The organism is Ruegeria alba (assembly GCF_022321465.1).
Lineage (GTDB): Bacteria > Pseudomonadota > Alphaproteobacteria > Rhodobacterales > Rhodobacteraceae > Ruegeria_B > Ruegeria_B alba.
In genome coordinates, this window is sequence record NZ_JAKOEM010000029.1 from 1 (window position 1) to 21094 (window position 21094).

Annotated in this window: 19 protein-coding genes; 11 read left to right on the top strand and 8 right to left on the bottom strand. The window is 65.9% G+C overall.

The window, feature by feature from the left end:
* Positions 1–79: 79 nt before the first annotated feature.
* Complete coding sequence (locus tag MB818_RS22100; RefSeq protein ID WP_238906201.1) at positions 80–361, bottom strand: helix-turn-helix domain-containing protein; 282 nt, start codon at positions 359–361, stop codon at positions 80–82.
* Between the two features lie 41 nt (positions 362–402).
* On the bottom strand, positions 403–828 hold the full coding sequence (locus MB818_RS20145) for a hypothetical protein (RefSeq protein ID WP_238906202.1): 426 nt from the start codon (positions 826–828) through the stop codon (positions 403–405).
* A 189-nt stretch (positions 829–1017) separates the two neighbouring features.
* Here MB818_RS20145 and MB818_RS20150 point away from each other — a divergent pair, with 189 nt between their 5' ends.
* The 5 genes from MB818_RS20150 to MB818_RS20170 are packed head-to-tail and all read left to right on the top strand — an operon-like array spanning position 1018 to position 6583.
* Positions 1018–2091: an ABC transporter ATP-binding protein gene (locus tag MB818_RS20150; RefSeq protein ID WP_439653304.1), complete on the top strand. Its 1074-nt coding sequence runs from the start codon at positions 1018–1020 to the stop codon at positions 2089–2091.
* Positions 2092–2094: 3 nt separating this feature from the next.
* Entirely contained in the window at positions 2095–3006 is a 912-nt protein-coding gene (locus tag MB818_RS20155) for an ABC transporter permease (protein ID WP_234163940.1), read from the top strand.
* The gene (locus tag MB818_RS20160; RefSeq protein ID WP_234145473.1) at positions 2999–3802 is read left to right on the top strand and encodes an ABC transporter permease; all 804 of its coding nucleotides are present in this window, start codon (positions 2999–3001) and stop codon (positions 3800–3802) included. The genes MB818_RS20155 and MB818_RS20160 overlap by 8 nt, the downstream gene beginning before the upstream one ends.
* Before the next feature lie 21 nt (positions 3803–3823).
* Positions 3824–4843: an ABC transporter substrate-binding protein gene (locus MB818_RS20165; RefSeq protein ID WP_234140802.1), complete on the top strand. Its 1020-nt coding sequence runs from the start codon at positions 3824–3826 to the stop codon at positions 4841–4843.
* A gap of 57 nt (positions 4844–4900) precedes the next feature.
* The gene (locus tag MB818_RS20170) at positions 4901–6583 is read left to right on the top strand and encodes an amidohydrolase (RefSeq protein WP_238906203.1); all 1683 of its coding nucleotides are present in this window, start codon (positions 4901–4903) and stop codon (positions 6581–6583) included.
* On the opposite strand, the gene MB818_RS20175 is transcribed toward MB818_RS20170, so the two are convergent.
* Positions 6546–7472 (bottom strand): LysR substrate-binding domain-containing protein, encoded by a 927-nt coding sequence (locus tag MB818_RS20175; protein ID WP_234166751.1) that lies wholly within the window; start codon positions 7470–7472, stop codon positions 6546–6548. The genes MB818_RS20170 and MB818_RS20175 overlap by 38 nt on opposite strands.
* A gap of 114 nt (positions 7473–7586) precedes the next feature.
* Here MB818_RS20175 and MB818_RS20180 point away from each other — a divergent pair, with 114 nt between their 5' ends.
* From MB818_RS20180 to MB818_RS20205, 6 genes are read left to right on the top strand one after another with little or no spacing between them, the layout of a single operon-like run.
* Positions 7587–8639 (top strand): Ldh family oxidoreductase, encoded by a 1053-nt coding sequence (locus tag MB818_RS20180; protein WP_238906205.1) that lies wholly within the window; start codon positions 7587–7589, stop codon positions 8637–8639.
* Positions 8636–10144, top strand: a complete 1509-nt coding sequence (locus MB818_RS20185) for a trimethylamine methyltransferase family protein (RefSeq protein WP_238906207.1) — start codon at positions 8636–8638, stop codon at positions 10142–10144. The genes MB818_RS20180 and MB818_RS20185 overlap by 4 nt, the downstream gene beginning before the upstream one ends.
* Positions 10141–11076 (top strand): ketopantoate reductase family protein, encoded by a 936-nt coding sequence (locus MB818_RS20190; RefSeq protein ID WP_234163953.1) that lies wholly within the window; start codon positions 10141–10143, stop codon positions 11074–11076. Before MB818_RS20185 ends, MB818_RS20190 begins: the two co-directional genes overlap by 4 nt.
* Entirely contained in the window at positions 11073–11918 is an 846-nt protein-coding gene (locus tag MB818_RS20195; RefSeq protein ID WP_234163956.1) for a fumarylacetoacetate hydrolase family protein, read from the top strand. The genes MB818_RS20190 and MB818_RS20195 overlap by 4 nt, the downstream gene beginning before the upstream one ends.
* A complete protein-coding gene (locus MB818_RS20200; RefSeq protein ID WP_238906209.1) occupies positions 11915–13252 on the top strand; it encodes an MmgE/PrpD family protein in 1338 nt (445 codons plus the stop codon). The genes MB818_RS20195 and MB818_RS20200 overlap by 4 nt, the downstream gene beginning before the upstream one ends.
* A gap of 25 nt (positions 13253–13277) precedes the next feature.
* The gene (locus MB818_RS20205) at positions 13278–14111 is read left to right on the top strand and encodes an HTD2 family dehydratase (protein ID WP_238906211.1); all 834 of its coding nucleotides are present in this window, start codon (positions 13278–13280) and stop codon (positions 14109–14111) included.
* Positions 14112–14162: 51 nt separating this feature from the next.
* Here MB818_RS20205 and MB818_RS20210 read toward each other — a convergent pair whose 3' ends face one another.
* From MB818_RS20210 to MB818_RS20230, 5 genes are all read right to left on the bottom strand, one after another.
* Positions 14163–15335, bottom strand: a complete 1173-nt coding sequence (locus tag MB818_RS20210) for an adenylate/guanylate cyclase domain-containing protein (RefSeq protein ID WP_238906213.1) — start codon at positions 15333–15335, stop codon at positions 14163–14165.
* Positions 15336–15397: 62 nt separating this feature from the next.
* On the bottom strand, positions 15398–16681 hold the full coding sequence (locus MB818_RS20215; RefSeq protein WP_238906215.1) for an aspartate aminotransferase family protein: 1284 nt from the start codon (positions 16679–16681) through the stop codon (positions 15398–15400).
* Positions 16678–17283: a dimethylsulfonioproprionate lyase DddQ gene (gene dddQ / locus MB818_RS20220; protein WP_234183804.1), complete on the bottom strand. Its 606-nt coding sequence runs from the start codon at positions 17281–17283 to the stop codon at positions 16678–16680. Before dddQ ends, MB818_RS20215 begins: the two co-directional genes overlap by 4 nt.
* Positions 17284–17287: 4 nt before the next feature.
* A complete protein-coding gene (locus MB818_RS20225) occupies positions 17288–18394 on the bottom strand; it encodes a mandelate racemase/muconate lactonizing enzyme family protein (RefSeq protein ID WP_238906217.1) in 1107 nt (368 codons plus the stop codon).
* A gap of 178 nt (positions 18395–18572) precedes the next feature.
* Positions 18573–21029, bottom strand: a complete 2457-nt coding sequence (locus MB818_RS20230; RefSeq protein ID WP_238906220.1) for an FAD-dependent oxidoreductase — start codon at positions 21027–21029, stop codon at positions 18573–18575.
* Positions 21030–21094: the final 65 nt, after the last annotated feature.

The following is a 21094-nucleotide window of genomic DNA, read 5'->3' on the forward strand; positions in this document are numbered from 1 at the left end:
CTGATGCACGCGGGCGAAAGCATCCGCTCGGTCGTGGTATTCTGAAACCAACCCGGCGCCCGGAAACGGGCGCCGGGGATCACAAAAGATGCTTGAGCAACCCGAACAGGTCACGCTGCGATGAGATTGCCAGCTTGCGATACAGGTTGCGGCGATGCACCTTGCAGGTCTCGCGCGAATTGTTCAGCATCAGCGCAGCAGAGCCATTGGAATGCCCTTGCAAAACCAAAGCCGCGATTTGCGCCTCTCTGCGGGTTAGTTGGGCTGCAAGCGTCTCGGCCGCATAGACCCGGATCAGATCGGCCAGCGAAGGTGCATTGACGGGTGGAACCAGGGTAACCGTGGGGCTGATCGCTGCCACATGTTGGGCCAACAGTTCCAGTAGAACCGGCGCATGATGCTTTAGGCACTGGATTTCGCGACGCCGATACGGCCCGCTCCGCTCGAACCGGCTGACGGACAGATGCGCCCGCGCGCCTGATGGCAGGGGCGCCAGCAAGCCAACCTCGTCGCAAAGGCCAGTCTTTCGGTAGTACTCCAGATAGTATTCGCTGGAAAAGAAGCGGTCCGGTGCAATCTCTGGCAGCCGATAGAGGCACCCCCAGGTGGCAGGTCCAGAAACTGATAGAACGGATCAAAAGGAAATGTATTGCTCAGGTACTCCGTCAAAGCCGCGCTGGGCAAACGCTTGGAAACGAACCAGGCATCCAGCATCACAGGCGCCTTGCCCGGGTCGAAGCGGATCATGATGAAAGTCGCAAACGATATCCGCGCGCGCAACAATCGCCGAAAGGCGGGAAAAAAGCCGGGCGTACCGACACCACTCATTGCGCTGCGCAATCTATGGATGTCTCTATCTGACAGACCGATCAAATAAATTACACACGCAGTGACTGATCTTTCGCAGAAAACTAACCCAAGAGGGGTATATCCCCCGGCCGCCAATGGCGCAATCATCAATTGAGCGCAGCAAGAAAACACGACGCGAACCGCGCTGACGATTGGCGGGAGCCGTAATTGACCAATGCGATCAGCGCACGGGCCTTGCGCAAGGTGTATCCGGGCAATCCGCCGGTCGAGGCCCTGGGCGGTGTCGAGATCGACATAGCCGACAACGAGTTTTTCACGCTGCTTGGCCCGTCGGGCTGCGGCAAGACGACGATCCTGCGGCTGATCGCGGGGTTCGAGCATCCGACATCGGGCACGCTTGAGATGTTCGGGCAGAGCCTGCTGGACCTGCCGCCCTACAAGCGCCAGATCAACACCGTGTTCCAGAGCTATGCGCTGTTTCCGCACATGACGGTGGCCGAGAATATCGGTTTCGGGTTGGAGATGCTGGGCAGGCCCAAGGCCGAGATCAGCCAGACCGTGGGCGAGATGATGGAACTGGTGCAGATGTCGCATCTCGCCGACCGGCAAACCGGCCAGATCTCGGGCGGTCAACAACAGCGAGTGGCGCTGGCCCGGGCGCTGGCGCCCAAGCCCCGCGTGCTGCTTCTGGACGAGCCGCTGAGCGCGCTGGATTTCAAGCTGCGCAAGAACATGCAGCTTGAACTCAAGCGCCTTCAGACCGAGACCGGCATCACCTTCATCTTTGTCACCCATGACCAGGAAGAGGCGCTGACCATGTCGGACCGGATCGCGGTGATGTCCGATGGCGCCATCCGCCAGATCGGTTCCCCGCGCGAGATCTACGACCATCCCGCCGACCGGTTTGTCGCCGATTTCATCGGTGATACCAATTTCCTGTCAGCCGATGTGGTCGAGAACAGGGACGGTGCGGCAACGCTGAGACTGGGCTCGGGGCGCACCATTGCCGCCCGTGCCGCCCAAGGGGTCAACGGCCGTGTCACCATCGCGGTGCGCCCCGAACATGCCCGGCTCGGCACACCCGCCGAGGGGCTGCTTGCCGGGGTGCTGAGCGATGCGGTCTATTTCGGCACCGACACCCATTTTCACGTGACCCTCGAAGACGGGACAACCTTTGTGCTGCGCCAGCAGAACAGCCCCGACAGCACGGCGGGATATTCCACCGGCGATCCGGTGGGGGTGTGCTTTCCCGCCGAGGTTGCCCAGGTGCTGAGGGACTGAGCGATGGCGGAGATACCGGATATCACGGCACACCGCGCGGCCCGAAACCGCTGGCTGTTGTTGATGCCGGCGCTGGTCATCCTGCTTCTGGCCGCCAGCGGCCCCTTGCTGATCACGCTGGTCTACTCGTTTCTCAGCCCGGGGGACTATGGCGGCGTCGAATGGCAGCTCTCGTTCGATGCCTGGTTCAACGTCTTCATGCAGCGCGACATTTTCGATGACACGCTGGGATGGTCGGACGCGCATCTGAGCATCTTCTGGCGGTCGGTGAAACTGTCGGCGCTGACCACGCTGGCCTGTCTCGCCTTCGGCTTTCCCACCGCCTATTTCATTGCCACGCGCCCGAAAAAGCAGCGTGACCTGTGGATGCTGCTGATCATCATCCCGTTCTGGACCAACCTGCTGATCCGCACCTTTGCCATCCTCGAGCTGATCCGCAACGAAGGCACCGTGAACACCGTTCTGATCGCGCTGGGCATCATCGACGCGCCGATCCAGATGCTGTTCACCGAATTCTCGATCCTGCTTGGCATGGTCTATGTCTATCTGCCGCTGATGGTCCTGCCCATCTATGCCTCGATGGAACGGTTCGATTTCCGGCTGGTCGAGGCGGGCTATGACCTCTATGCGACCCGGCTCCAGGTGCTGCGCCGGGTGATCCTGCCGCTGGTCAAGCCGGGGGTGATTGCGGGGTCGATCCTTGTTTTCGTACCCTCGCTGGGCGCCTATGTGACGCCGCGCGTGATGGGCGGCGGCAACCAGTTGATGATCGGCAACCTGATCGAGCTGCAATTTGGGCAGGGCCGCAACTGGCCGCTGGGCGCGGCGCTGTCGATCACGCTGCTGGCGATCGTGATGGTGGCGCTGCTGGCCTATGTGCGCGCCGCCGGCAATGACGAGGCCCACCATGGCTGAGCGCGTCTTTGACATCCGCAAGCAGACCGGCTTCACCACCATCGCCTTTGCCTGTTTCGCGATGCTCTACATGCCGATCATCCTGTTGGTGGTCTATTCCTTCAACGCCGGCACCTCGATCGCCATCTGGGAAGGATTCTCATGGCGCTGGTACGCCTCGGCCTGGGAGAACGAGCAGGTACAGGAGGCGACGCTGCGCTCGCTGGTCGTCGCGCTCTGGGCCTCGGGCATTTCGACCACGGTTGCGGTGCTGGCCGCGCTGGCCACCACCCGCACGCGGCGGTTCCGGGGGCAGACGGCGGTGTTTGCCCTGATCAACCAGCCGCTGATGGTGCCCGAGATCGTGACCGCCGTGGCGCTGTTGATCTTTTTCGCGATGATCAAGGTCGCCACCGGCTATACCGGGCTGGCCTATCTGATCCTCGCGCATTCGGCCTTTTGCATCCCCTTTGCCTATCTGCCGATCCGGGCGCGGCTTCAGGGCATGGATCTGAGCCTGGAACAGGCCGCCGCCGATCTCTATGCGACCCCGTTCCAGGTGTTCCGCCGGGTGACCCTGCCGCAGCTGTGGCCGGGTATCCTGGCGGGCGCGATGCTGGCCTTTGTCATCTCGCTGGATGACGTGGTGATCACCGAATTCGTGAAATCCGCCGGTCAGGACACGCTGCCCACCTATATGCTGGGTCAGCTGCGCCGCGTGGTGACGCCCGAGATCAATGCGATTTCCACCGCCCTTCTGGGCATCTCGATCACCATGGTGATCGCTTACACGCTGCTGAGCAAATTCAGAAAGTAAAACACCAAAGGGAGAGTACTGATGAAAAAGGCACTGACGGCACTGACCCTCGTTCTGGCCGGCCCCGCGCTGGCGGAGGGCGAGTTGAACATCTTCAACTGGGGCAACTACACCTCGCCCGAAATGATCGAGAAATTCGAGGCCGAGACCGGCATCAAGGTCACGATCACCGACTACGACAGCAACGACACCGCGCTGGCCAAGATCAAGGCCGGCGGGCACGGGTTCGACATCGTGGTGCCCTCGGGCACCTATATCCCGATCTTCGTGGGCGAGGGGCTGCTGATGGAAAGCAAGCCCAACCAGATGGAGAATTTCAAGCATATGGACCCGCAATGGGTCGATGTGGAATTCGATCCGGGCCGCAACTATACGGTTCCGTGGCAATGGGGCACGGTTGGCATTACCGTCAACACCTCGGTCTATGGTGGCGACATCAACACCGCCGCGCTGATCTTTGATCCGCCCGAAGAGCTGAAGGGCAAGATCAACGTGGTGCCCGAGATGAACGACGTCATGGGCCTGGCCATTCGCTATGCGGGCGGCGAGCAGTGCACCGCCGACAAGGAAATCCTGAAAAAGGCGCGCGACATCCTGCAGGCGGCCAAGCCGCACTGGCTGTCGATGGATTACGGCAATATCGAGAAATACGCCAAGGGCGACCTGGCCGCTGGCGTGAACTGGAACGGCGCCTCGTTCCGGGCCCGCAACCAGAACCCCGATATCGCCTTTGGCTATCCGCAAGAGGGTTTCCCGGTCTGGATGGACAATGCCGCGATCCTGAGCGATGCCAAGAACGTGGAAGAGGCCAAGATCTTCCTCAACTTCATCATGGATCCGGAAAACGCCGCCATGCTGTCGGCCTTTGCCCGCTATGCCAACGGCATCAAGGGGTCCGAGGCCTATATGCCCGAGGACATGAAAACGGCCCCCGAAGTGGTCGTGCCCGACGCGCTGAAAGGTGCGGCCTTCGTGTCCAAGACCTGCCCGCCCGAGGCGACCAAGCTCTATACGGCGATCTGGACCGAGCTTCAGAAATAACCAACCTGCGGCCCCGTCCCCGGACGGGGCCGCTCTTTCTTTGACCGGAGCCCGCCCATGCCCGCCGACATCATCATTCACAACGGCTCGCTGATCACCTTTGACGAGGCCCAGCCGCAAGCACAGGCTCTGGCGATCCAGGGTGGCGTGATCGCCGCCGTCGGCAGCGATGCCGAGATCCTTGCGCTGGCCGGACCCGAGACCCGGCTGATCGACGCGCGGGGCGGTACCGTGCTGCCCGGCTTTATCGACAGCCACGTGCATCTCTTTGGCGGCTCGGTCGAGCTGGATTGTCTCAGCCTTTACGGGGTCAGGGGGCTGGACGCGATGCGCGCGGCCATTCAGCCCTATGCACAGGCCAATCCCGATGACGCACTCGTCTTTTGCGTGATGGCCGATTACGGCATCCTCGGCACCGGCCACACCCTGACACGCCATGATCTGGACAGTATTCTGGCCGATCGCCCGCTGGCCATGTTCGCCCCCGATCACCACACCGTCTGGGCCAATACCGCCGCGCTCGAGGCGACCGGCCTGCTCCAGGGTGGCGAGGTCGACGCGGGCTCGCTCATCGTGATGGGTGAGGACGGTCTGGCCAATGGAGAACTGCTGGAACCCGGTGCCTATGGCCCGATCCTGGGCCTGACCCGCCATGGCGGGCGCGAGATGCTGGGCCTGACCACCGGCAAGGACCCCGAGCCGCCCGCCACCCCCGAACAGCGCGCCCGCGACAAGGACGTGATCGCCCGCGGCCTGGCCCATTGCGCCGCGCAGGGCATCACCGGGCTGCACCTGATGGACGGCAACCGCTATCAGCTCGAACTGCTGACCGAGCTCGAGGCCGAGGGGCGGTTGCTTTGCCGCTGCGAGGTGCCGTTCCACATGAAAGGCACCGACCCGCTGGAGCGGATGACGACCGAGGCGCCCGCCATGCGCGCCGCCTATCGCGGCGACAAGGTGCGCTGCAACCACCTGAAAATGTTTATCGACGGCGTCGTCGAAAGCGGCACCGCGCTGATGCTGCGGCCCTATCCGGGCGAGCTGGGCGCCAATGGCAATACGGGCGACGAGGTGTTTACCCAGGAGCATTTCACCGCCTGCTGTGTCGAGGCCGACCGGCTGGGCTTTCAGATCGCGGTGCATGCCATCGGCGATGCCGGGGTACGGCGCACGATTGATGCGCTCGAAGCGGCCCGGCGTGCCAATGGCAGGCGCGACAGCCGCCACCGGATCGAACATATCGAGGTGATCCATCCCGACGACATCCCCCGGCTGGCGGAACTGGATATCGTCGCCTCGCTGCAACCGGGCCACGCGCCGCGCGGCCATATCTTCCCGCCCGGCGCGGTGGGGCAATACCTGCATCCCGACCAGATCGCGGGGGCCTATGCCTGGCAGACCATTCGCGAGACGGGAGCACGGGTGGTGTTCTCGACCGACTGGCCGGTGATCCCGGTCGATGTGATGCCCAGCATCCGTGCCGCCATCGCCCCGCTCGACCTCGGCCCGGACTGGCCGGACCAGAGCCAGTCGCTGATGGATACGCTGGCCAGCTATACCCGCGACAATGCCTGGGTCGAGTTCAACGAGGACAGCAAGGGCAGGCTGCAAGCGGGCATGGTGGCCGATATCGCGGTGCTCAGCCACGACCTGACCGCGCTGGCCCCCGACGAGATCACCCAGGCCGCCGCGATGGTGACGATCATGGATGGTGCGGTGACCTATCAGCGTCCAGGCTAGGCACCCGGTCCGCCTCGCACAGCCAGATCATGAAGGTTTCGGCGCCCGGTTTGCCGACCCCGCGCGGAGTGATGTTGCAGTAATAGCCGCGCGTGGTGCAGCATTCGTGAGAACAGGCCAGTACCAGCGCCCCGCTTTCCAGCTGGTCATCCATGAAAGGCCGCCAGCTAAGCCCGATCCCCATGCCGTTCTGCAGCGCCCGGTTATGCACCATGAAGCTGTGAAACCGGTCGTGCCGAGGCGGGCTGGGCGGGGTCACGCCGCTGCCCTCGAAAAACCGTTTCCAATCGTCGAAATGAGACTCCGCGCTCAGATGTAAGAGCCGCTCTGCCGCCAGCTCGTCCCGGCTGAGCGGACCGCGCCCGCCAAGCACGGCGGGCGTACAAACCGCCACCAGCCGCTCCGGGATCACCCGTCGCGACACCATACCTTCCAGCCCCGCCGTGCCAAAGGTCACCAGCAGGTCGCAGGTTGCGGGGTCGTAATCGGGGTTCTGGTCGCGGGTCACGATCTGGAGCGCGATATCGGGGTGCCGCGACTGGAACGCGCCCGTCCGGGGCAGCAGGTAATAGCTGGTAAAGCCCATCGCCGCATTGACCACCAGCGCCGCCTGCCCCGACCGGTCGCGCAGTTCGGCCAACCCCTGATGCAGCGCCTCGAACCCCGCCGCCACTGCGCGGGCCAGCTGTGCGCCCTCGTCTGTCAGGGTCAGGCGCGGCTTGGTCCGCAGGAACAAGATCACGCCCAGATCGGCCTCAAGCTGTGCCACCTGCCGGCCCACCGCCGGACCCAGCACGTTGAGTTCGCGCGCGGCACGGGTAAAGCTCAGATGCCGCGCCGCCGCGTCAAAGGCCTGTATCTGGTGCAGGGGCAAGCTGGGTCGCGCCATCATCGTTCATCTAAGGAAACATCAACTTTCCCCTTTAGCCTATGTTTTCGCAGATTACATCCCGTTATCCTTCACCCAAGGACGGATGGTCCACGTCGGGCGAGGACACAGAGAATGCAAGACCCGAACAGCAAGCTGACCCTTGCCAGCGGCAGAACCCGCCTGCCCGCGACAGAGGTGCAATCCCTGCTCGAGGCGATTTTCCAGGCCCTGGGGTTCGACCCAGACATCGCCGGTGAAGTGGCCGCGCATCTGGTCGATGCCAGCCTGTCGGGGGTCGAGAGCCACGGGGTGATGCGGGTGCTGGAATATGCCGCCCAGGTCGAAAGCGGCTATCTGACGCCCTCGGGCCGCCCACGGGTGGTGCGCGACGACGCAGGCGGCCCGACTCGGGTCGAGGCGGGGGGCGGCATCGGTATCCCAGCCCTGCGGCTGGCCTATGATACCTGCTGTGACGAGGCGCGCGCGCGGGGTCTGTCGGCGCTGTCGATCCGTCACGTGGGCCATACCGGGCGGCACGGTGCCTTTGCCGAAGCGGCGGCCGAGGCCGGGTGCCTGACCATTTGCCTGGGCGGCGGCAATCGCCAGACCTGGCGGCAGGTGGCGCCCCATGGCGGCGCCCGCGCCATGCTGCCCACCAACCCCTGGTGCATCGGCATTCCCGGTGGCGACCGGGGGCCGGTGGTGCTGGATTTCGCAACCTCCAAGATCGCGGGCGGCTGGATCTATGCGGCGCGCTCGGCCGGGGCGCTGCTGCCCGAGGACTGCGTGATCGACGCCCAGGGCCACCCCACTCGCAACCCCGAGGATTATTTTGCCGGCGGCGCCATCCTGCCGGCGGGCGGGCACAAGGGTTTTGGCCTTGCCCTGCTGGGCGAGCTGGTGGGCGAGGCGCTGCTGGGACCCTCGACCACCGAATGCAACTGGCTGCTGATCGCGCTGTCGGCAGAGAGGTTCCGCGATGCCCGCACCATGGCCGCCGCCGCCGAAGAGGTGCTGGACGAGCTGCGCCGCTGCCCGCCCGCGCCGGGCAGTTCCGGGGTCGAGATCCCGGGCGAGCGCGAACGCGCCCACCGCGCGGCCTCGGGCGGGGTCGTGTCGGTCCCGCGCGACACCTGGAGACAGATCGAGACATTGGCCGACCGGCTGGGAGTATCCGCGACATGAGCAGACGCAAGCGCAAGACCACCCCCGAGGCCAATTCCGGTGAAAGACCCGAGACCGCCGCCCATGGTGGCAGTTGGCACCCGGTCCCGGCCGAGGCGGTCACGCAGCTTGCCGAGGCGGCGATCACCATCCTCACCATGATCGGCATGGCCGAGGCGCCACCGGTTGTCTGTGATGCCATCCTTGCGGCGGGGGGCAGGCTCGACCGGGGGCGTCTCCTCTATCCGCGCGCCCTGATCGAGGCAACGCTGGCCGAAATGCCGCGCCGGGTGCTGCTGGCCGGTCAGGATCCGGCCCATGACCTGAGCGTCGGTGGCACCCGCGCCTATGCCGGCACCGGCGGCGCCGCGCCCAATGTGATGGACGCAGAGAGCGGCGACTACCGTCCCTCCAGACTTGCCGATCTCTATGATGCCGCCCGGCTGGCCGATGCGCTGGAGCATGTGCATTTCTTCGCCCGCTCGCTGGTGGCAGGGGACGTGGCCGATCCGCTGAGCTTTGACCTGGCCACCGCCGCCGCCGCGCTGGCGGGTACTGCCAAACACGTGATGGTGCAGGCAACCGAGCCGGGCCATGTGGCGCCGCTTGCCGCGCTCTGCTACCGGATCGCGGGGGGCGAGGCCGCGTTCCGCGCTCGGCCCTTCCTGTCGCTCAACATCAACCACGCGGTGCCCCCGCTCAGGTTTCACGCCGAAAGCGCCGAAGTGATGGCCGAGGCGGTGCGCTCAGGCATCCCGGTGCATTGCAACGTGTTCGGCCAGTTGGGGGCATCGAGCCCGGTAACGCTGGCGGGATCGGTGGCCCAGACCCTGGCCGAGACGCTGGCGGGGCTGGCCTTTGTCCATGCGCTCGACCCGAACGCGCCGCGCATCGCGGGCCCGCGCCCGATGATCACCGACCTGCGCAGCGGCGGGCTGGCGGGCGGTGCGGGCGAACAGGCGATGGCCACCGGGCTGGCGGTGCAGGTGCTGCGGTTCTGGGACCTGCCCTGTTCGGTAATCGCGGGCGCCACCGACAGCAAGCTGCCCGATTTCCAGTCCGGTTACGAAAAGGCGCTGACCATCAACACCGCGCTTCAGGCCGGGGCCAACCTGATCACCCAGGCGGCGGGCAGCCAGGCCGGGCTGATGGCGGTGCATTTCGGCGCCATGGTGGCCGACAATGACATGATGGGCGCGATCCTGCGCGCCAATATCCCGCCTGAAATCACGTCCCGGACGCTGGCGTTGGAGGCGATTGCCGAGGTGGTGCGCGGCGAGGGTCATTTCCTGGGCCGGCCCGAGACCTATGCCCGGATGCGCAGCGACTTCCTCTACCCCGAGATCGCAGACCGCGCGCAACTTGGCGACTGGGCCTTGGGCACGCGCGCCGATATGGGCGCGCGTGCCTCGGCCCGGGCCATCACTCTGCTGGGTCGCCATTGGCCCAAGCACCTGTCTCCCGACCTGCGCGCCGATCTGGTCCATCAGTTCGGACTACCCGTTGAAAAGGAGCCTTCCTCATGAAAATCGCAATCGTCGGCTGCGGCGCCATGGGGTCGATCTATGCCGCCCGCCTGGCCGAGGCCGGACATCAGGTGCGGGCCGTGGACATGTGGACCGAGCACGTGGCGGCGATCAATGCCGGGGGCCTGCGCGTGGACGGGCCATCCGGAACGCTCCTGTCCCGTCAAGTCGAGGCGATGGAGGACCTGTCCCGGGCCGGTCCCTGCGACCTCTATATCCTGGCGACCAAGGCGGCGGGCGTCGAACCGGCGGCGCGGGCCATTGCCGCGACCATGCCGGAACATGCCTTGGTACTGACAATCCAGAACGGGCTGGGCGCGGGCGAACGTATCGCCCGCCACCTGCCCGCCGACCGGGTGCTGCTGGGCGTGGCCGAGGGGTTCGGCGCCGCCATGGTCGGGCCGGGACACGCGCGCCACACCGCGATGAAGCTGATCCGGCTGGGCGCGATGACCGGCGGCGACGATCCGCGCCTGGAACAAGTGGCCGGGATCTGGCGCTCGGGCGGGTTCGAAGTCGAGACCTTTGCCGATATCGACCGGCTGATCTGGGAAAAGCTGTTGTGCAACGTCACCCTGTCGGCGCCCTGCACCGCCTTTGGCTGTAACGTTGCCGATCTGCGCGCTGATCCCGAACGCTGGGCGGTGGCACTGGGGTGCATGGCCGAGGCCTATGCGATCGGCCGCGCGCGCGGGGTGGCGTTCTCCTTTGACGACCCGGTTGCCTATGTCACCGCCTTTGCCGAGAGGGTGGGCACGGCCAAACCCTCGATGTTGCAGGATCACGAGGCGGGGCGGCGCTCCGAGCTTGAAGCGATCAATGGCGCCATCCCGCCGCTGGGCGCGGCGCTGGGTATTCCAACCCCCTATAACGATACACTCTGCGCGGTGATCCGCGCACGCGAGGCGGCATTTGAGGGAGAGCGGACATGAGACTTGCCTCGTTCCTTGTTGACGGCGCGCCCGGCTATGGGGTGATCACCGATGCGGGCGCACATCCCGCCCTGCCCGCGCTGCGCGCCGCCTGCCCCACCCTGCGCGACTATCTGCGCACCCGCCCGGTGGCCGATCTGCCGGGCCAATGCGGCGCGGCGCTGCCGCTGAACGGTCTGGTCTGGCTGCCGCCGATCCCTGAACCCGGCAAGATCCTCTGCGCCGGCATGAACTATCGCAAACCCTATCCGGTCGATGGGGTGCCGCCACCAGATCCGGGCCATGTGGTGCTGTTCTCGCGCCATCCGCAAACGCTGGTGGGCCATGGCGCCCCGCTGGAAATGCCGCAAGGTTCCGCCGCCGAAAGCTTTGATTTCGAAGGCGAAATCGTTGCGGTGATCGGTCGGCCCGGCCGCCATATCGCGCCAGAGGCCGCTCTGGGCCATGTGCTGGGGTATTCGGCGATGAACGAAGGCTCGGTCCGGGGCTGGATGAAACATTCGGTCCATGCAGGCAAGAATTTCCACGCTTCGGGCAGCTGGGGGCCGTGGATCACCACCGCCGACGAGGCGGGAGATATCGCCGGGATGTCATTGCAAACGCGGGTGAACGGAACCCTGATGCAGTCCGATAGCGGTGCCGGTATGATCTTTGGTCTGGCCGAGCTGATCGCCTATATCTCGCATATCCAGCCGCTGGAGGCAGGCGACATCATCGCCACCGGCTCGCCAGACGGCACCGGCGGCAGCCGCACACCCCCCGCTTTCCTGCGCCCGGGCGACCGGGTGGCGGTCACGGTCGGCGGTGTCGGTACGCTGGAAAACAGCGTGGGCGCGTCGTGAACACCGCGCGTCATCTGGCCCGCTTTGCGATCACCTCCCGCCCCGACCCGGCGGTCGAGGCGGTCGCGGCCCCGGCCATTCTCGATTGCATCGCCTGTATCCTGGCCGGGGTCGACAGCCCGGCGGCAAGCCGCAGTCGCGCGGCGCTGGCATCGCTGGGCAGCGGGCCGGTGCCGGTTCTGGGCACCGCGCTGACCCTGCCCGCCCCGACGGCGGCACTGGTCAATGCCGTGGCGGGCCATGCCTGGGACATGGACGATTGGGAGGAGCCCGGCAACACCCATCCCACCGTTGTCCTGTTCCCCGCGCTGCTGGCGGCGGCACATCTGCGACCTGTCACGGGCGCCGAGTTGCTGGCGGCCTATGCGGTCGGGATCGAGGTGATCATGCGGCTGGGTCAGGCGCTGACACTCGACCATTACAAACGCGGTTTTCACGCCACCGCCACGCTGGGCGCCATCGGCGCGGCGGCGGCAGTGGCGCGGCTGCTGGGGCTGAGCGAGGATCAGGCGGAACATGCGCTGGCCCTCTCTGTCTCGCAGGCGATGGGCTATACCGCGCAATTCGGCAGCACCGCCAAGCCGCTTCAGGCCGGGTTCGCCGCGCGCACCGGGGTCGAGGCGGCGCTGCTGGCCCGGGCGGGCGCCACCGCGCAACCGCATGTACTGGATGACAAGCGCGGCTTTGCCGGGGTGTTGGCGCCGCATGATGCGGCGCGGCTGGCCGCGATCCCCGACCGGCTGGGCGCACCCTGGGGATTGTTGCAATACGGGCTGGCCTTCAAACCCTGGCCGTCCTGCGGCTATACCCACCGGCTGATGACAGCGGCGGCCGAGATCCGCGACCGCCTGAACGGCGAGACCGCCGGTATCGTCGCGATCCGGGCCAGCCTGCCCGATTTCCACCATGCGATCCTGCCCTTTCACCAACCCCGCAACCAGGCCGAAGCACTGTTTTCCGCCCCCGCCTCGATCGCGCGGATGCTGGTTTCGGGCGGGTTGACGCTGGCCGATGGCGCGGCGGGTTTCTGGACCGAGCCCGAGATCCGCCGCCTGATCGCGCTGACCGTGCTGGTGCCCGAACCGGCGCGCGACCCGTCGCTGAACTTTGATCCCGAGCAGCCCGACCGCCTGCAGGTCACACTTTCCGACGGCCTTGAACTGAGCGCCAGTTGCGCCTATCCGCTGGGCGCACCGCAGAACCCGATGCCGCCCGACCGGCTTGCGGCGAAATGGCACGAGATCACCGGGCGCCCTGTGTCGCAGTATCGGGCCATGCTGCGCTGGCCGCAGGCCGCCGATATCGCCACCTTTCTGCGGCAGGAGGCGGATTGAGACGTTGACGGAAAGGACCCCGGCGATGACCGAAAGCAATCTGCAAGACTGGCTGGGCCGGCAGGAGAGCACCGAGGACACGCTGCGCGCCCAACCCGCGCGCTTTCTTCAGGCCACGCTCGACCGCGAGCCGGACCTGACCGAAGGCGACGCGCTGCCGCCGCTCTGGCATTGGCTCTATTTCCTCGAGGCGCGTCGCGCCAGCGAACTGGGCCGTGACGCGCATCCGAAAAAGGGCGGCTTCCTGCCGCCCGTTTCGCTGCCGCGCCGGATGTGGGCGGGCGGCCGGTTCCACTTTGACCGCCCGCTTATCCTGGGGCGGGCCGCCAACAAACGCTCGACCATCGCCTCGATCACCGAGAAGGAGGGGCGGAGCGGCAAGCTCTGCTTTGTCACCGTCCGGCACGCGCTGTTCCAGGATGGCGCGCCCGCCCTGACCGAAGAACATGACATCGTCTATCGCGAGGATCCGGCGCCGGATGCTCCGGCGCCCGCACCCGCCCCCGCGCCCGATGGTGCCGAGTTCTCGCGCCGGATCGCGCCGACCGAGGTGATGCTGTTCCGCTATTCGGCGCTCACCTTCAACGGCCACCGGATCCATTACGACGTCGATTACGCCCGCACCGTCGAAGGCTATGACGGGCTGGTGTTTCACGGCCCACTGACCGCCACCCTATTGGCCGATCTGGCCTGCGCACAGGCGGGCCGGCCCCTGCGCGCGTTTTCGTTCCGGGGGCTTGCCCCGATCGCAGGCCCGGCGCCGTTTGATATCGAGGGCCGGGCCGAGGGCGACGCCCTGACGCTCTGGGCCCGGCGCGCGGACGGCGCGCTGGCCATGCGCGCCACTGCCGAGTTCTGAGGGTTGGGTCGATCCCGAACCGGGGTCGGACCAGACGCGCCTTTTGGTGTTTCAGCCGGTCGGTTCGATCATGCCAAAGACCTCGATTTCCTGGCTGAGACCGCGGATCCGGTGACTGCCGCGCGGCGTGAACATCCCGGGTGACGAATGCGCCACCGCAGCCGTGGCCAGCACCCGATTGCCGAGTGTCTTGGTCAACCCCTCGATCCGGCTTGCCGCATTCACCGCCGGTCCCAGAACGGTAAAGTCGAGCCTGCCGGGGCTGCCGATATTGCCATAGCTGACCCGGCCCACATTGATCCCGATGCCGATGTCCAGCGGTGACCGGTTGGCTTCCCTGCGCGTATCGTTCAGGGCCAACAGCCCTTCAAGGATCGCGCGCGCCGCGCTGGCGGCTTGCCGGCACTTTCCGTTCCGCTCTTGCGGCGTGGAAATCACGAAGACCGACAAGATACCGTCCCCCATGAACTTGAGCACATCGCCGCCCATGGTTTCCACCGACTGGACCACAAGTTCGAAATACCCGTCCAGCGCGTCAAAGACCGCGTCCTCGCCCGCGGTTTCGGAAAAGGCGGTAAAGCCGCGCAGATCGGTGAACATGACCACCGCGTCGAGCGTCTTGCGCGCGCCGCGCCTGACGGTCCCGTTCCAGACCTCCCGCGAGGGTCCGTCGCCAAGATAGGTGCGCAGCAGGCTTTGGGTGGACTTGCGCATCGTCATCGGCTCCAGCGCCGAGGACAGGCCCGGTTTCGACGCCTCGATCATTGCCAGGTGTTCCGGGCTGAACCCGCCGCTGTCGCGGGTGGCAAAGGTGCAGCCGTGCAGCGATCCGTCCCCATATTCAAGCAGCGTCGCGTAATAATCGGTGCCTCCCGCCTCGGCGAATTCGAGATAGGAAACATGGTCCTTGTCGCGATCAAGACCGCGAAGGCTTTTGTGCAGCGGTTTCTGATGGGTCAGGATGTATTCAAAGGAACTGCCGATATAGTCGTCGGTCAGCATGCGCGCATGGGTGACATCATAGGTTTCGCTGCCATCGGGCGTCCAGACGATGCCCCATGCGATCAGCAGGGGGTTGGCAAACCGCTGGCCGATATTGACCCGCCAGAGCGGCACGCCGGCATCCACAAGTGTCGCGCAATACCGCGACACCACCTCGACAGGATCGTCAGAACAGCGACCCCGGGTCATCATCCAGTGATTGAGGTCCGCAACAGGATCCATTGCTCCAGCTTAGGTCTTTGCGCCCGTGGCACAAGTCCCCATGGCCGGGCGCTACCTGTTGCCTATCCCTTGACCGCCGCGACCGCCACCGCCGCACGGTGCAGCGCTGCTTCGGTCCGCTCCAGCTCCTCCTCGCCCAGCGCCAGCGAGGGATAGAGCTTGCCCGGAGACTTGAACACGCCCTCGGCCCGCAGCACCGCGTTCCAGACCTGCGCCCGCTCGGGTTCGGCATGGCGGGCCGTGCGGTAATCGGTGCAGGCGGCCTCGGTGAAATAGACGTCGAACAGGGTGGCGTCGCCCGACAACCGGTGCGCGATGCCCTGTGCGCCGAGCGCCCGCTCGTGCATCGCCATCAACCGTTCACCCAGATCGCGCAGGCGCGCGTACTGGTCCGGACGGCGCAGGATCTCGAGCGTCTTGAGCCCCGCCGCCGCCGCCACCGGATTGCCTGACAGGGTGCCCAGCTGCATCAGCCAGCGTTCGGCCCCCACCGCCCCCTTGTCGAAATACGCCATGATCCGGGCCGAGGCACCCAGCGCCGCAAGCGGGAAGCCGCCACCGATCACCTTGCCCAGGGTGACGATATCGGGAGTCACGCCATACTGTTCCTGCGCTCCGCCATAGGCGAGGCGAAAGCCGGTGACGATCTCGTCAAAGATCAGCAGCACCCCATGACGGTCGCAAAGCGCGCGCAGGCCCTGAAGGAAACCGGGCGCGGGCGCGATGATCCGTTGCAGCGGCTCGGCGATGATCGCGGCGATGTCGTCATGCTCGGCCAGTAGCGAGGCCACCGCCTCGAGATCGTTGAACGGGGCCACTAGCACCTGATCGGCCACCCCCTGCGGGATACCGGCGCTGTCGGGCACCGGGGTCGGGAAATTGACCGCGCGGGCGGGGGCAAGGCTCATCTGTGCCTCGGCCGACATGCCGTGATAGCCGCCCTCGAATTTCACGATCCGGGACTTGCCGGTATAGGCGCGCGCCAGCCGGATCGCGTACATGTCCGCCTCGCCCCCCGAGGTGACAAAGCGCACCTGCTCGCAACAGGGTACCGCCTGAACGATCGCCTCGGCCAGCTCTATCCCCTTGGTGTTGTTGGCGAAAAAGGTCATGCCCAGCGGCAGTTGCTCCAGCACCGCCTCCATCACCTCGGGATCGCCATGGCCCAGCAGCATCGGTCCCGATCCGATCAGATAGTCCACGTATTCGCGCCCGTCCTGATCCCAGACCCGCGCGCCCTGCCCGCGCGCGATGATGGCAGCGGGGTCGAAATTGCCGAACCCCGCGGCGGGCAGCACCGCGCGGGCGCGCTCGATCCAATCGGCCTGGCTGTTCAGTCGGATCATATCTCTCCCTCCGGATAGGTCAGCACCGGCGCGGTTTCCAGATCGCCGCGCCACAGAACCAGCGCCATGAAGGGGCGATCATGGGTGCGCGTGGCATGAGCGCGCCCCGAGGGGTGGAACACATGATCGCCCGGCCCCAGACGGCGGGGCGGATGCCCCTCCATCAGGAACTCGGCCTCACCTGCCAGGATGAAATAGATCTCTTCGGCCGGGTGCTGGTGGAACGGATAGTAAAGCCCCGCCGGCATGTAGACCACATAGGCCGCGAGACTGTCACTGGCAAAGGGTCCACCCTCGCCGATCAGGCAGTAGCAGCCGAACCGGTCCATGAAATCGGCCCCCAGCCGCGAGCCCTGATAGGTCAGTCGCCACTGGGCCACCGCGCCTGCGGCGATGAAGGCATCGCGGATCGCCGCATAGGCGGTGGTCGTCAGGTCCGGATCGCTCTCCATCAGCGCGGCGGGCGGAATGCGGACAGGCGTGATCGGCTGCGGCATCAGCGCCGCAGGCAAGGCCGCAAATGCGGCCAGCGCGGGTTCGTGCGCGTAGAGCCGGTAGAGTTCGGCCAGAAGATGCTCAAAGGCGGGATCGGTCTGGGTCATGTGGTCAGTCCAGTATGAGATCGGGCGCACCCAGAGCATCACTGTCGACAGTGATGCCAAGGCCGGGACCGGGGGGGGGAGCAATGCGACCCTGAACGCGGGCCGGGGCAGCGGGGGCGAGGCGCGGGGCGACATAGCCCGACAGATCACAGACATTCAGCACCCGCCCCGGTTCGGTCGCCGCCCCCAGGTGGAGCAGCGCGGCAGTAGTTATGTCACTGCCCCAGGTGTCCTCGATGCACATTCTCGCCCCAAGGTGCAGGCACAGATCCCGCGCCCGGCGGGTCGCCGAAAGCCCGCCGAATTTCGACAGTTTCAGCGCCACCGCATCCATGATTCCCAGCCTGTGCGCCGCCAGCAGCGAGGCCGTGTCATGGGCCAGTTCGTCCATCTTCATCGGCAGGCCGGTGGCGCGCTGGACACGCGTGCAATCCTCCAGCGTCGCACAGGGCTGTTCCAGCATGATGTCGAGATGCGAGACCGCCCGGCCCACCCGGATCGCCTCCAGCGAGGTCGCGCCGCAATTCCAGTCGCCATAGACCAGCGGCCCCGGCCCGACCACCTCCCGCACCCTGGCCAAACGCTCGACATCGGTCTGCCAGTCGCCCGAGGCGCCCAGCTTGACCTGGAACTGGGTGATCCCCTGCGCCTGCGCCTCGCCCGCGATACGGGCCATCTCGTCGGGTGCGATACAGGTGATCGAATGATAAAGCGGCATGTCCGCCGCGCGCTGCCCGCCCAGCAACGCATGCAGCGGCAGGCCCGCCACCTGCCCGGTGATGTCCCACAGCGCGATATCGAGCGCCGACTTGGCATAGGGGTGGCCGGGTAAGTGCCGGTCGGCTCGCGCCATCAGCGCCTCGGGGCCGACGGGATTGGCGCCCAGGATCACCGGGACCAGCTCTTGCAAGGCCGGGGCGACGCCGCGCGCATAAGCAGGCAGGTCATGCGGGATCGGACAGACCTCGCCCCAGCCGGTTATCCCGGTATCGGTCTGAACCGCGATCACCACGGTCTCGACCGTGTCGCAGGTCTTGCCATCGGCCATGTAATAGGCGGTGTGGCTGGTCAGCGGCACATGCCAGAGCGATATGCGGGTGATGCGTGTCATGCGTTTACCGCCACAGGTTTGCCCAGCGCTGCCCTCTGCTGGAGAAGAGGCTTGCCGGGATCGGCGCCCATTGGCAGTGCGTGGGGGTGATCCGTCTTGTGCTCAGGCGTGGTGCCGGGGGGTGGGGTCGGATGCCTCCGGCGGGAGTATTTGCAGCGGAATGAAGGACCGGACCGGATCATTGCACTGGCTCCGCCTGAAGATCGGCACGGGGGCGCGCATTGTCCGGGTCATAGGCGGGCGCGCCAAGGATGCGGCCCTTGCGTGGCTGTCCGGCGATGATCACCTCGACCTCGGTTCCGGGCAGGTTCACCTGCGGTTTGACATAGGCAAAGGCGAGGATCTTGCCGACCGTATGGCCATAGGCCACCGAAGCGGTGGAGCCTATCACCTTGCCGTGGAGCCGCACCGCCTCGCCGCCATTGCCGTCGAAGCGGCCGTCGGGTTCGATTTCGAGATAGGCGCAGACCCAGGGCAGGTTGCCGGTGTTCAGCGTCTTGTCCCGACCCAGATACTCCTTGTCGGTGCGGGCAAAGCGCAGCACGTCGGCCTCGGCCAATGTTACCTCGTTGGTCAGCTCGCTCGCGCCCTTGAACGCCTTTTCCATCCGCAGCGCGTTCATCGAGAAGCTGCCATAGTCGGTCAGGCCATGGCCCTCGCCCGCCGCCCAGAGCGCGTCATAAACCGCAAGCGCATGGTCGCGGGGGATGTGCAACTCCCACCCGAGTTCACCGGCATAGGACATGCGCATGGCCCAAAGGCTGTGGCCCGCGACAGTGATCTGCTGCGCCGTGAGCCATTTGAAGCGCGCGTTCGACAGGTCTGCATCGGTGCAAGCGGCAAGGATATCGCGCGCGCGGGGGCCGTTCAGGGCAAGCGCGGCCCAGTCGGTAGAGAGGGTGCGGATCGTGATCTCCGCCGTGCCGCGATGCGCGGCCAGGTGATCCAGCAGGCGCTGTTCGAAGAAGGCGGCGCAGACGAGGTAGTAACGGTCCTGCTCGAGCTTGACCACGGTGGTTTCCAGCTCGATCCGGCCGCGCCGGTTCAGCATATGGGTAAGCGCGATCCCCCCCACCTTTTGCGGCAGGCGGTTGGCGGTGAGACGATCGAGCAGCGCGCTCGCGTCCGGGCCCGAGACTTCGACCTTGGTAAAGGCCGAGATATCCATGATCCCGGCGGCGGTACGCACGGCGGCGCATTCGGTCGCGACCATGTCATGCACCGGGGTGCGTCCAAAGCCGTAGTAATCGCGCTGCTCGATACCGCGCGCGAACCAGCGTGGGCGTTCGTGGCCATAGACTTCCTCAAATACCGCGCCCTTTTCCTTCAGCCGGTCATAAAGCGGCGAAGGTTTCACCGGGCGCCCGGCAAGGCGGTTGAAATGGGGAAACGGGATCTCGTGGCGCAGGCAGTAGTCTTCCTTGGCCTTCACGACCTGCCAGTCCTTGGTGGCATAGGCCCCGAACCGGCGCGGGTCGAACTCGCGCATCGAGATATCGGCGGCGCCATGCACGATCCAGCGTGCCAGTTCACGGGCCAGGCCCGGCCCCCAGCCGATCCCGATCTGGGTGCCGCAGCAGCACCAGTAGTTGCGCACCCCCGGCGCCGGGCCGATCAAAGGGTTGCCGTCGGGCGGGTGGGAAATGGCGCCATGCACCTCGCGCTGGATACCGAGATTGGCAAAGATCGGCATGCGGTTCAGGCTTTCCTCGAGCCAGGGCATGACCCGGTCGTAATCGGCATCGAACAGCCAGTTTTCATAGTCCCACGGGCATTCGTCGATCCAGACGGCATTGGGATTGGCCTTTTCATAGATGCCGATGAGGCCGCGTTTCTGCTCCATCCGGATATAGCCCGAAACCTTGCGGTCATCGCGGATGACCGGCAATTCACGGTCGAGCGACTGGAACTCGGGCACCGGTTCGGTCACGAAATAGTGGTGCGTCATCGAGGTCATCGGCAGTTGCAGCCCCGACCATTCGCCCATCTGCCGGGCATAGGTGCCGCCCGCGTTGACCACATGTTCGCAGGTGATCGTGCCCTTTTCGGTCTCGACCACCCATTCGCCGTTCGGCGCTTGCGTGATGTTGGTGGCGCGGGTGTGACGGAAGATGCGCACGCCCTTTTGTCGCGCGCCTGCCGCCATCGCCATGGTCACATTGGTCGGGTCCACATGCCCATCGTCAGGGGTGTGCAGCGCGCCCAGCACGCCCTCGAGATTGTAGAACGGGTGCAGTTCTGCGATCTGCTCCGGCCCGACAAGCTCGATGTTGAAGCCCAGCGCGGTGCCCACCGACAGCGTGTGGCGCAGCCAGTCCATCTCATCCTCGGTATAGGCCAGCCGGAACGAGCCGCAGCCATGCCAGGTGACCGCCTGCTCGGTCTCGGCCTCGAGCTTTCCGGAATAGAGGCCGATGTTGTAATCGACGCATTTGCCCAGGCCAAAGGAACTGGTCGAATGGGTGATCTGCCCCGCCGCGTGCCAGGTGCTGCCGCTGGTCAGTTCGGCCTTTTCCAGCAGGACGGTATCGCCGCCCCACCCTTCATGCGCCAGGTGATAGGCCAGGCCCACCCCCATGACGCCGCCGCCGACGATGACCACACGCGCATGGGTGGGCAGGCTCTGCTGGGGCATGAAATTTTCCACTTCACGAGTCGCGATTTCTCTCGACAGGCTAATGCCACATTTGTACCATCGTC

Bases quoted from the DNA above. Each gene is read 5' to 3' on its own strand.
- MB818_RS20145 (WP_238906202.1), bottom strand. From the start codon at position 828: ATGAGTGGTGTCGGTACGCCCGGCTTTTTTCCCGCCTTTCGGCGATTG.
- MB818_RS20155 (WP_234163940.1), top strand. From the start codon at position 2,095: ATGGCGGAGATACCGGATATCACGGCACACCGCGCGGCCCGAAACCGC.
- MB818_RS20160 (WP_234145473.1), top strand. From the start codon at position 2,999: ATGGCTGAGCGCGTCTTTGACATCCGCAAGCAGACCGGCTTCACCACC.
- MB818_RS20165 (WP_234140802.1), top strand. From the start codon at position 3,824: ATGAAAAAGGCACTGACGGCACTGACCCTCGTTCTGGCCGGCCCCGCG.
- MB818_RS20170 (WP_238906203.1), top strand. From the start codon at position 4,901: ATGCCCGCCGACATCATCATTCACAACGGCTCGCTGATCACCTTTGAC.
- MB818_RS20175 (WP_234166751.1), bottom strand. From the start codon at position 7,472: ATGGCGCGACCCAGCTTGCCCCTGCACCAGATACAGGCCTTTGACGCG.
- MB818_RS20180 (WP_238906205.1), top strand. From the start codon at position 7,587: ATGCAAGACCCGAACAGCAAGCTGACCCTTGCCAGCGGCAGAACCCGC.
- MB818_RS20185 (WP_238906207.1), top strand. From the start codon at position 8,636: ATGAGCAGACGCAAGCGCAAGACCACCCCCGAGGCCAATTCCGGTGAA.
- MB818_RS20190 (WP_234163953.1), top strand. From the start codon at position 10,141: ATGAAAATCGCAATCGTCGGCTGCGGCGCCATGGGGTCGATCTATGCC.
- MB818_RS20195 (WP_234163956.1), top strand. From the start codon at position 11,073: ATGAGACTTGCCTCGTTCCTTGTTGACGGCGCGCCCGGCTATGGGGTG.
- MB818_RS20205 (WP_238906211.1), top strand. From the start codon at position 13,278: ATGACCGAAAGCAATCTGCAAGACTGGCTGGGCCGGCAGGAGAGCACC.
- MB818_RS20210 (WP_238906213.1), bottom strand. From the start codon at position 15,335: ATGGATCCTGTTGCGGACCTCAATCACTGGATGATGACCCGGGGTCGC.
- MB818_RS20215 (WP_238906215.1), bottom strand. From the start codon at position 16,681: ATGATCCGACTGAACAGCCAGGCCGATTGGATCGAGCGCGCCCGCGCG.
- dddQ (WP_234183804.1), bottom strand. From the start codon at position 17,283: ATGACCCAGACCGATCCCGCCTTTGAGCATCTTCTGGCCGAACTCTAC.
- MB818_RS20225 (WP_238906217.1), bottom strand. From the start codon at position 18,394: ATGACACGCATCACCCGCATATCGCTCTGGCATGTGCCGCTGACCAGC.
- MB818_RS20230 (WP_238906220.1), bottom strand. From the start codon at position 21,029: ATGCCCCAGCAGAGCCTGCCCACCCATGCGCGTGTGGTCATCGTCGGC.